Genomic DNA, 10,337 nt, shown 5'->3' on the forward strand with positions numbered 1-10,337 from the left:
TTGCGGCAGCACTAAACTAATAGTGACCAATTCGTTACTGTTTTGAACTTACACCAATAGGCTGCCTATGCAAGCCCCAGTTGGAAAGTTAGTTCACTGCTGGAAACATCGGAGAAACGTACACCGCCATTACAATGCAGGCCACCCAGAGGATTGCCAACGTCTGCAAAGTGCGGTCTGACAAGGCAAGTTCGTCCGGGGCCCCACCATCTCCGCGATCGACATCTGCTGCGAAACGCAAAATGGCAATCGTGAACGGAACCATGGAAATTTGGTACCAGACAGAACCATGCGCCTCAGTGATTCGGCTCATGTCAAAGCCCCACAGGGCGTAGGACATCACGACGGCGGTAGCAGACAGCGTCCAGACGAACCGCAGGTAAGTGGGGGTATAGCCTTCGAGCGACTTGCGGATCTTCGCGCCGGTACGCTCCGCGAGCAAGATCTCCGCATACCGCTTACCGGAGGCCATAAACAAAGAGCCGAAGGCTGCGACCAGCAGGAACCACTGCGACAACACGATTCCGGCAGCCACACCACCGGCCATGGTGCGCAGCATAAAGCCGGAGGAAACCAAAGCGATGTCGATCACCGGCTGATGTTTCCAACCGAAGCAATAGCCCAGCTGCAGTGCCAAGTAGACCGCGACGATGATCGCCAGCGAACTGCCCGCCGAGGCCAGGAACGACAACCCGATTGCCCCAGCCATGAGCACGATTGCCATGACGTACGCCAAAGAAACAGGAAGCACGCCCGCCGCAATTGGACGGAACCGCTTGGTGGGGTGGGCCCGGTCCGCTTCCACATCGCGAGCATCGTTGATCAGGTAGATCGCGGAAGCTGCCATGCAGAAGGTAGCGAAAGCGATGGTGACGTCGATAAGCGTGCGCTGGTCGAGCAACGCCTCCGAACCTGCGGCCACCGGTGCGGCCAGAACGAGGACGTTTTTAACCCACTGCTTGGGGCGCAGGGCCTTGATCATGCCGTCGGCAAGGTTTTTCGGCGGGCGGCGCTTCTTCAGGGTGTCGATGCCTTCGGTGTGCGGTTCCGAGTCGCCGAACCGTTGCTCGGGGTGAGTCATGCGCTCCTCTTCTCAATTTCGCTAGCCGCAACCGCGGTGGCGGCGCCCAACGCAGCGCCGGTAGCGACGTCTGTTGGGTAGTGAACTCCAAGTACCATACGCGACAGCATCATCAACGGCACGCCCAGCAGTGGCCACTTCTTCCCCAACAGCATCGACAGGCTCACGAGCGCAGCCGTGGTCGAGGTGGCGTGCGAGGAAGGGAAACTCAAGCTTGACGGCGTACCAACCCCAATCTCGATCCGCGGATCCGTGGGGCGCGGACGCCGCACAATGCGCTTAATCACAACGCTAGCCGCATGGCTCACGAAGGCCGCCCCGACAAGCGCTACCCACTTACGTCGCCGAGGCTTATCGACGACCGCCCCCGCCGCACCAAGCGCCAACCAACCAGCGGCATGCTCACCGAACAGACTCATCCCACGCGCGGTGCCGACGACCCCTGGCCGACCTAGCAATGCGCGCTGCACCTCGACGAGGATGTCAGCTTCTTTACTCGACTTGCTAAACATTGAAGATCTTCCCCCAGGCCGCTCGGCTGGTTAGTTGTGGGTGGGCAGCGCGGTACTTGTCCTGCAGTTCGCTGAAGCGCTCAGCCACTTCCTTCTGGAGGCGTCGTGACTCTTTCCACAGTTCCTCGGCCTTCGCGCGGTCGCGCTTGCGGTAGACCACGCCGCGGCCGTCAGCCGTGGTAACCGTGGCGCCGTCGAGACGCGACAGCGAGAACCAACGAGCATTAATTGGCGCGAGGTTTGCCTGAGGTACTTCGTGATGCTCCGGGTTTTCCTTGGTCAGGGTGTGCTTCAGACCTTTAAGCGCCCACACGGCCTTCTTTACCGGAGCCAAGCGACCACCGATGTCATTGATTGGAACGCCCGGAGCTCCCGAAGGCTTGGGCAGGTCGGCAGCGGTTGGCAGCACCACGGCATCAGAGAACTGTTTGCGAATCGCGTTGATGCGTGGCAGCGAAGACTCGAGAATGTCGAAGAGCTGGTCCGGGCCCGCGAGGAAGTCTTTCATCGCTTCGTTTTGGATCGCAACGGTGGAGTACTCCATGCAGACCAGGTGCTTGACCGTAGCCTTTTGCATGGACTTGATGATGCCGTCCACCGGGCCAGTGTGCTGCAGCGCAGCCACGATCAGGCGATTGCGTAGGTGGAAATAGGCTTGCCAGTCGATGGCGTCATCCTTGTCCGACCAGGCCATATGCCAGATCGCGATGCCTGGCCAAGTAGCGGTTGGGTAACCGTGGTCACCCGCACGCAGGCCGAACTCGGCGTCGTCCCACTTAATGAAGAGCGGCAGTGGCTGGCCGATTTCTTCGGCGACAACACGTGGAATCATGGTCATCCACCAGCCGTTGTAGTCGACGTCGATACGGCGGTGTAGGTCGCAGGAGTTGCGCGTGCCTGGCTTGTCGCCCGGCTTGCCGCGATCAGACAGTGGGTGCTGGGCGAAGTCGTGGTCGTAGTGCACGTATGGTGCAGACGTCCACATGAAGTCGTGGCGCCCCACAACCTCACCCATGGAGTGCAGGTGGCTGCGTTCCTGCAGGTTCAGCATCTGACCACCAACCAGGATCGGGGACTTCGCGTAGCGGGCTGCCTGCAGCGCGCGGAGGATGGAGTCCGGCTCGATGGCGATGTCGTCATCCATGTATAGGATGTATGGGGACTTCTTCGCCCCTGCCTCACCAGCACCATCGACGCCACCGAGAGCCTCAAACATGATGCGGGAATAACCGCCGGAGCCACCAAGGTTACCCTGGCGGAACTCGAAGAAGCGGTCCCCAAAGTGCTCGGTGGCAGTCTGGTAACCCGGCTCATCGGCTGGGTGCTTGTTGCCCTGGTCAGGCATGATGACAGTGTCGATCACAGCGTCAACGGCAGGGTCACTTGCCAGTGCTTCCAGGGCCGCCACGGCGTCAGCTGGGCGATTGAACGTCGGAATGCCAACGGTGACACGCTTTTCAAACGGCCCTACCTGAGTGCCATTCGGCAGGGTCTGCGGGCCAGGGGCGACTGGGGCCCACCAGCCCGCTTCCTTGATTGTCGTCTCGGTTTCGGCGGTGATGTCGAACCAGATCCAGCCACCGTCTTCAAACGGTGCTAGGGAAATTTCAAACTCGCCCGCCCCTGTAACCAGGTCACCTTCGACCGCAATACGGGAGCCGTCGATCTTGGAGCGGTAGATGTCTACGCGAGCTTCGCCCTCCAGCTCGACTTTCAAAATCACCGAAGAAAGCTGAGACCAGCGACGCCAGTAGCTGGCGGCAAAGGCATTGAAGTAAGTCTGGAAAGAAACCTCTGCCCCGGCAGGAATGGTGAGGGAGAATCGGTCGGACCAGGTAGCGCGTTCTTTATTCTGCTCGGCTTCGAGCAAGTACAGCGTGCGCACGTCCTGTGGCTCGCCACGCTTGGGCAGCAGGACTCTTTGCAGCTGCTCCACTGCCTTCTTCGTACCTTGCGAAGAATCGCTCATTGCCAACCTTTCAATCACGTATTTCGCTTCGTATCCAGATTAGTTGCCCGCGGGGTGAATCTGCGGTTTCACCCGCGCTTGCGTTAGACATTTCGTAGGCCCAGGGCCACAATAGTGCCATGAAGCGCATTCTCGTCGCAGTCATTACCATTATGTTCGCCCTGTTGGGCCTACCTCAAGCAAGTGCGGCCACCGTGGATGTAACGGTGTATTCCCAAAGTGGTGAACTCAGCGACGGCGATCGCAGCTTCTTGACCACGGAAACCGCCAAGCTCCAATTTCCCGAGCAGGTGAAACACGTACACTATGTGCTTCTCACTACAAATGACTCGAAGTTCAACGACACCGTCGAAAAGTTCGCGAAATCGGAGCACCCCGATTGGGTCTCGAGCGATCAGAAGAAGTGGGCACCTGGTGTGCTCATTGTCGCGGTGGGGCTCGACCCCCGTCGCAATGGCATTTACTGCGGTGATGACGTGTGCGCAGCACTCAACCTCGACGGCAACAGCCACCTAGAAAAGTCCCTCGATGCTGGCAAAGATTCCTTTAAGTCCGGCAGGTACGCCGCCGGACTCTTCGCTATGACCAAAGCCTCGCTCGAGGAATCTTCTGGAATTGGTGGCTGGATTGCCGGCGGGATGGCCGCTCTCGGCGGGTTCATTGCCCTGATCGCCACGCCGATTGTCATCCGTCGCAACAAGATCAAGAAGGCCCGCGAAAACTTCGACTATATTTCCAAGCACTATGCGGATGTCGCCCAGCGTTTCAGCGAGATTGACATCATGGCGCATAACCTGTCCTCGCCGCTTGCCGACGAAAAACTGCGCCGAGAATTCAATGAGGTCAAGAGTCAATTCCTTTCCGTCCACGAGCTACAGCAACGTATACCTGACCTGGCTGGCGCAGCGGACGGAGTCTTCGCCAAGTACGCGAAGGACATCGGGAAGATGAAAGACGCTACCGAAAAAATGAAGACCGCGGCCACTAACATCGAGACGCTGTCCAATATGGAGCGCGGCGATGAAACTGTTCGAAGGAACGAGCTGTCCCGGATCCGGGTTGACCTCCGGGAAGCAACGCTGAAAACCCAGGCGCACTACCTGGAGGGACAGCGTCTTGTTGACCTCACCGAAACCATCGATGTGCACTCGCCCGAGTTCATGAACACCTTTGCCCGGTTGCTCGATGACACTGCGCTCTTCTTCAAGCTGGTTGCCGAAGAACAGAAGCTGAAAGGCCAAGAAAAGGGCAGCGTGCCCCGCATCTACGAGTCCGGTTGGGCCCCAGGCTATGGTTACCACAGCTATGTGTCCTTCACCTTGATGAATACCTGGCACGACGACGCAATCCAGGCCGAATCCAGTTCCTCGTCGGTGGATTCTTCCTACAGTAGCGGGTTCTCCGGAGGCGGCGGGTCCTCGAGCTGGTAGCACTACCAACCAAAAAAGTGCCTTCTCCATGGGGAAAGGCACCTTGTGTATTTGGTAACTCGAACGCGAACTAGCCGCCGATATTGAACTGCCAGGTCACGCCAAACTTATCGACTACCTGTCCGTACACCGCGCCCCACATCTGCTTTTCGAGTGGCATTACAACGTTGCCGCTTTCGGCAAGCTTGTTGAACTGCGCGGTTTGTGCTTCAAGCTGGTTGTCGGAGCCTGAAATGGCGACGGTGATGCGTGGGGTGCTGTGGCCCTCGCTCGTGGCATCTTCGGAATCCGCGGCCATCAGGAACCAGGACTCATTGACGATCAGCTGAGAGTGCATGACAGCCTGGGGATTCGAGGCGAATTCGCCTGCGCCACCCTGCTCGAAGGTCATGATTTGGAGTTCGCCACCGAAGACGGACTGGTAGAAGGTCATGGCTTCGGCAGCATTGCCTGCAAAACCGAAGTATGGATGCAAGGAATTAGTCATACCTGCAGCCTACCCAGGTCTGCTGACACATCACCGAGTTTTATGCATGCACCTTGGCAGGCGCTTCGTAGGCATCAAGCTCGATCAGCAAATCCTTGATATTCGCCTCGAGCGTGTCCGCGATTCCGCGGATTTCTTCCACACCTGGGGTCTTGGATACGGAGATGTCCCATTTGAGGTAGCGATCACCCGGCACCCCTGGGATCTCATCTACACCCAGCAAAACGACGAGGTCAGCGCGGTGAGAAACGCGGGGTGTGATTTCCTTCTGATACAGGAAGTCCGAACGGATGCCACGTTCACCAAGCACTTCATATACCGCAGGATTAATGCCACCCTGCGGCTCAAGACCTACAGAGCGAACGAAAACTCCATCATGAGAATAGTGGCGAGCAATTGCGGCTGCCAGTTGGGTACGGCAACCATTGTGCGCGTCGACGAAAAGAATTTCCTTGCGGGCGCCCTTGCTAAAACCGGCTTCTTCGGCGAGCTGCTCCAGCTTTTCCGACACTTCCCGCTCCACCATCACTGGTAGGAAGGCTTGCACTTTTGCCGTCGCGGTTTGCTCAGCGATCTCGCTATCCAACACAGAGTTAATCAGCGATTCTTCGACGGCTTGGCCATAGCGACGGTGCAGGTCTTCACGAATAATTTCAAACTCACGAGCAGACATGTTTTCCTCTCCGGGATCCCTTGTCGTGCGGAGCCAATCAGCACCTTGTTAACCAACAAGAATCCATTTGTTTACCTGAAGTTAACTTTACTCTTCTGTGTGGGTTTTCCCAAACATGAGCTGTGTCTTATGGCAGCCCAAAGTAAGCAGCGCGCCAAGAACCAGCCCCACTACGACATCTGTCAGCCAATGCACCCCGAGATAAAGCCGTGAAAAAGCAACAGCAAGCGCCCACGACCAGGCGATACTTCCCCACCGCCAACCGAGATTCAACCACACCAACATAGCGACAGCACCGGCCATCAGCGCATGCCCCGACGGCATCGCGCCATCAAAGTGGTGCACCAACTGTTCAGCTAGCGGCGGGCGCGGACGCGCAAAAAGATATTTGAGCAGAGGCGAGGCTACCAGCGCCAGGATCCCCGGGATGAGCGTCGAAAAGCGTCGGTGCCACGCGGCGACCACACAGAGCAAGACAAAAACATAGCGCGGCGCCGACCAGACCGAAAACGGCACGATGACGCTAGTCAATAAAGAACTGCGGTGCGAGACAAGAAAGTCCCACACCACATGGTCAAGAGTGGTCAACTAGAGGAGCTCAGCGAGCTTGTTATCGAACATGGAGAGCGCCGAAGCGATTGCCATGTGCATGTCCAGGTATTGGTAAGTACCCAGGCGGCCACCAAAGAAGACGCGATTGCCTGCGGTCTCGGCGTCGGCAAGCTCGCGGTACTTCAGCAGCATCTCGCGGTCCGTTGGGGTGTTGATTGGGTAGTATGGCTCGTCGTTTTCGTCGGCAAAGCGCGAGTATTCCTTCATGATGACCGTCTTGTCGGCCGGATACTTGCCTTCGCGCTCCGGGTGGAAGTGGCGGAACTCGTGGATGCGAGTGTATGGGAACTCGGCATCGTTGTAGTTCATCACCGGGGTGCCCTGGAAGTCTTGCACTGGAAGGACTTCGGTTTCGAAGTCCAACGTGCGCCAACCCAGCTTGCCCTCGGAGTAATCGAAGTAGCGATCGAGCGGGCCGGTGTACACAACCGGTGCTTCCGGGGACTCGGCGCGGACTTCATCGCGAACCTCAAACCAGTCCGTGTCCAGGCGAACCTCAATGTTCTCGTGCTCCGCCATCTTCTCCAGCCACGCAGCATAGCCGTCAACCGGCAGGCCCTCGTAGGTGTCGTTGAAGTAACGGTTATTAAAGGTGTAGCGCACCGGCAGGCGGGTGATGTTGCCGGCAGGCAATTCCTTGGGGTCGGTCTGCCACTGCTTGGCAGTGTAGTCGCGAATGAATGCCTCATAGAGTGGGCGGCCGATCAGCGAGATGGCCTTTTCTTCGAGGTTGGTGGCGTCCTCGGAGTTGATCTCAGATGCCTGTTCTGCGATCAGTTTCTTGGCTTCCTCCGGCGAGTAGTACTTGCCGAAGAACTGGTTGATCAGCCCCAAGCCCATCGGGAACTGGTACGCGGTGCCCTTGTGCATCGCAAACACGCGGTGCTGGTAGTCCGTGAACGAAGTGAACTGGTTGACATAGTCCCACACCCGCTTGTTAGAGGTGTGGAATAAATGCGCGCCATACTTATGGATCTCAATACCCGTCTCCGGCTCTGCCTCGGAATAGGCGTTGCCACCAAGATGGGGGCGCTTCTCCACAATCAACACTTTCTTGCCGAGTTGGCTTGCAGCCCGCTCCGCAATTGTCAGTCCAAACAGGCCGGAGCCCACCACGATGAGGTCATAAGTCATGACATCTACTCTAAAGCCCCCACCCGGCAGTGCGCTTATCGACGCGCGTAGGACACTCCCACGAATGTCCGCCAATAACATTAGTCACTTGACTATCATTTAGTCACGTTGTGCACTACTATCAACAATGCTCACGACTGTCCCAGCTGCACCATTATCATCAGGGAGAAACACTGTGCCGCAAAGACGACGCATTTCAGCGAAACCCACACGCCCCTTGTGGGCACTTTTTGTGACCACCTCGCTGGTCGCATCAGCTGCCGTCGGCATTGGCGGAAGCCGGGTGCTCCACACCCAGGGCGAAGCAATCGCCCCGGTCACCGCTAGCGTCCAGACCGCATCTTTCAACGACGGCGCAACCGTCACCGTCAACGACCCAGCCATTTCCGGCCAGGGCGGCGACGGCGCAAAGGCCGTCAAGGAATTCACCCGTGGCGAAGAATTCTCCATGTTCGCACTCACCTGGCAGGGCCAGCGCGACGTGGTTGCCCACTTCCGCGGCCAGCGTGCCGACGGCTCTTGGACCCCTTGGTACTCGGCAGAGCCCACGAGTGAAAACCAAGGTGCCGGAAAGAACGGCACCGACCCGATTTACATCGAACCCACCAAGAAAGTCCAGGTCTCGCTGCTCGGTGTCGACATGACTCCGACACCGGCGGCCGTCGAAAAGCCAGGCCAGCCTTCGGGCATCCCAGCAATCCCCACCAACTACGGCGCGATCAAGCCGGTCGCTGACGTGCAGACCACCGACCTGGAAGCCGTGTTCATCGACGGCAAAGCCGACGCTAGCCAGCCTACGAACGGCGTGCAGCTTATGGCTGACGCCGACGGAATGCCGCGAGTAATCTCGCGCGCCGGCTGGGGTGCAGACGAATCGATCCGTAAGAACTGCCAGCCCAACCCGGACTACACGGACCCTACGAATGCGATCGTCATTCACCACACCGCTGGTTCAAACAATTACACCGAGGCACAGTCGGCGGGCATTGTTCGAGGCATCTACCAGTACCACGGCCAGACCCTGGGCTGGTGCGACGTGGGATACCAGTCGCTGGTCGATAAATACGGCAACATCTTTGAAGGTCGATACGGCGGCCTGAACAAGCCGGTGATGGGAGCCCACGCCGGTGGCTTCAACGAGAACACCTGGGCAATTTCCATGATGGGCAACTACTCCACCGTGACCCCGTCCGAAGCAACGATCAAGTCCGTAGGCGAACTCGCAGGCTGGCGCGCCAAAGTGGCCGGATTCGACCCATCCGGCAGTGACACTCACTACTCCGAGGGAACCTCTTACTCGAAGTACCCAGCTGGCGCTGCCGTCACCCTGCCACGCATCTTCGCCCACCGAGATGTCGGCACCACGACCTGCCCTGGCGATGCGGGATACGCCCAAATGGGTCGAATTCGCTCGATTGCGAAGTCCAAGTACGATTCCCTGACCAACGGGCGCCCAGCACCAGCTCCAGCTCCAGCGCCGGGTGGTGCCGCGCCAGCGCCTGCGCCGAGTGGTAACACGCAAGCATCTGTACCGGCACCTAGTGGAAAAACTACGGGTGGCACAGGGGCGGACAAGCTCGCCTCGGTACTCGACACTATTAGCGCGCTCCGCTCCGGAGATATGACCGCGATCCTTTCCGTCGCCGGCACTGTTTTGGGCTTGGCATTGACTTTCCTCGCTGGCCAGGGCAAACTCCCAAGCTTTATTACCGTTGATGGGGGAACACCAAAAATTGGTGGAATCGATATCACGAGCATCCCAGGAAAACTCGCACAAGCTCAAGCCCTGTCCTCCGACCCAGAGATGGCAGCTACCGCCGCGAAGCTCGCCGGCGCTCTTGGCAAGGCCCAAGGCACCGTCCAATACGCCGGAGAAACTGCAGTGCAAAAGCACGAAAACGGCATCGTAGTGAAGAACCCCGCCACCGGCACCCACGCGGTGCACGGCGGAATCGGTAATGCCTGGGCAGCGCAAGGCTTCGATGCCGGCCCACTCGGCCTACCAACATCCGAAGAATACCAAGCCGGAAACCTCACCCGCATGGACTTCCAGCATGGCTTCATCACGTACGACCCAGCCACGCAGCAAACGCAGGTTCACCAGAACTAATCAAGGTTGCGCACTGCGCACGTTAAACCCAGCTAGTGATTCTCCCCGCTAGCTGGGTTTCGTTTTGCCGTGATGGAGGCGTTGTTTGGGATTAAGTAGGCAATTGTGCGCGCGGTTGGCAAACGCGTTGTCATAGGCAAGCTGGTCGACCAGGTCCTGCGGTTGGGTCAAAACGGCAACTGTGGCCAGTGCGTCGTGTCCGCAGCAGTTGCTACCTGGGATCGCTGCGATCCGCAGCCAGTGACGCGGAGGAAGCGCCACAACAAATACTCCAAAAGGATCAATGCTCTGGAATGATGCACTGCCCCCTAGAATGCGCCGCAAATTTT

At 58.3% G+C, this 10,337-nt stretch carries 10 protein-coding genes; 2 read left to right on the forward strand and 8 right to left on the reverse strand.

From position 1 onward, the window contains the following. Positions 1-88: 88 nt before the first annotated feature. Genes CEPID_RS11290 through CEPID_RS11300 form a run of 3 tightly spaced genes read right to left on the reverse strand, consistent with a single transcriptional unit; the run spans position 89 to position 3,562 of the window. A complete protein-coding gene (locus CEPID_RS11290; protein ID WP_047241042.1) occupies positions 89-1,081 on the reverse strand; it encodes a decaprenyl-phosphate phosphoribosyltransferase in 993 nt (330 codons plus the stop codon). Further along, positions 1,078-1,593, reverse strand: coding sequence for a phosphatase PAP2 family protein (locus tag CEPID_RS11295; protein ID WP_047241043.1), 516 nt, complete (start codon positions 1,591-1,593; stop codon positions 1,078-1,080). Before CEPID_RS11295 ends, CEPID_RS11290 begins: the two co-directional genes overlap by 4 nt. Then, positions 1,586-3,562, reverse strand: a complete 1,977-nt coding sequence (locus CEPID_RS11300; protein ID WP_047241044.1) for a glycosyltransferase — start codon at positions 3,560-3,562, stop codon at positions 1,586-1,588. Before CEPID_RS11300 ends, CEPID_RS11295 begins: the two co-directional genes overlap by 8 nt. A 119-nt stretch (positions 3,563-3,681) precedes the next feature. Here CEPID_RS11300 and CEPID_RS11305 point away from each other — a divergent pair, with 119 nt between their 5' ends. Continuing rightward, positions 3,682-4,992 (forward strand): DUF5129 domain-containing protein, encoded by a 1,311-nt coding sequence (locus CEPID_RS11305; RefSeq protein WP_047241045.1) that lies wholly within the window; start codon positions 3,682-3,684, stop codon positions 4,990-4,992. Between the two features lie 70 nt (positions 4,993-5,062). On the opposite strand, the gene CEPID_RS11310 is transcribed toward CEPID_RS11305, so the two are convergent. The 4 genes from CEPID_RS11310 to glf all read right to left on the reverse strand — a co-directional run bounded on the left by CEPID_RS11310 (position 5,063) and on the right by glf (position 7,898). Continuing rightward, complete coding sequence (locus tag CEPID_RS11310) at positions 5,063-5,479, reverse strand: VOC family protein (RefSeq protein ID WP_047241046.1); 417 nt, start codon at positions 5,477-5,479, stop codon at positions 5,063-5,065. Positions 5,480-5,519: 40 nt separating this feature from the next. Beyond that, complete coding sequence (locus tag CEPID_RS11315; RefSeq protein WP_047241047.1) at positions 5,520-6,152, reverse strand: arsenate-mycothiol transferase ArsC; 633 nt, start codon at positions 6,150-6,152, stop codon at positions 5,520-5,522. An 87-nt stretch (positions 6,153-6,239) separates the two neighbouring features. Then, a complete protein-coding gene (locus CEPID_RS11320) occupies positions 6,240-6,740 on the reverse strand; it encodes a phosphatase PAP2 family protein (protein WP_083984463.1) in 501 nt (166 codons plus the stop codon). Next, positions 6,741-7,898, reverse strand: a complete 1,158-nt coding sequence (gene glf, locus CEPID_RS11325) for a UDP-galactopyranose mutase (protein WP_047241048.1) — start codon at positions 7,896-7,898, stop codon at positions 6,741-6,743. A 127-nt stretch (positions 7,899-8,025) separates the two neighbouring features. Here glf and CEPID_RS11330 point away from each other — a divergent pair, with 127 nt between their 5' ends. Further along, the gene (locus tag CEPID_RS11330; protein WP_407921600.1) at positions 8,026-10,008 is read left to right on the forward strand and encodes an N-acetylmuramoyl-L-alanine amidase; all 1,983 of its coding nucleotides are present in this window, start codon (positions 8,026-8,028) and stop codon (positions 10,006-10,008) included. A 48-nt stretch (positions 10,009-10,056) separates the two neighbouring features. Here the strand turns inward: CEPID_RS11330 and CEPID_RS13220 are convergent, their stop codons facing one another. Beyond that, a complete protein-coding gene (locus tag CEPID_RS13220; protein WP_144413525.1) occupies positions 10,057-10,269 on the reverse strand; it encodes a hypothetical protein in 213 nt (70 codons plus the stop codon). Between the last annotated feature and the right edge of the window lie 68 nt (positions 10,270-10,337).

Source organism: Corynebacterium epidermidicanis (assembly GCF_001021025.1).
In the GTDB taxonomy this organism is placed as follows: domain Bacteria; phylum Actinomycetota; class Actinomycetes; order Mycobacteriales; family Mycobacteriaceae; genus Corynebacterium; species Corynebacterium epidermidicanis.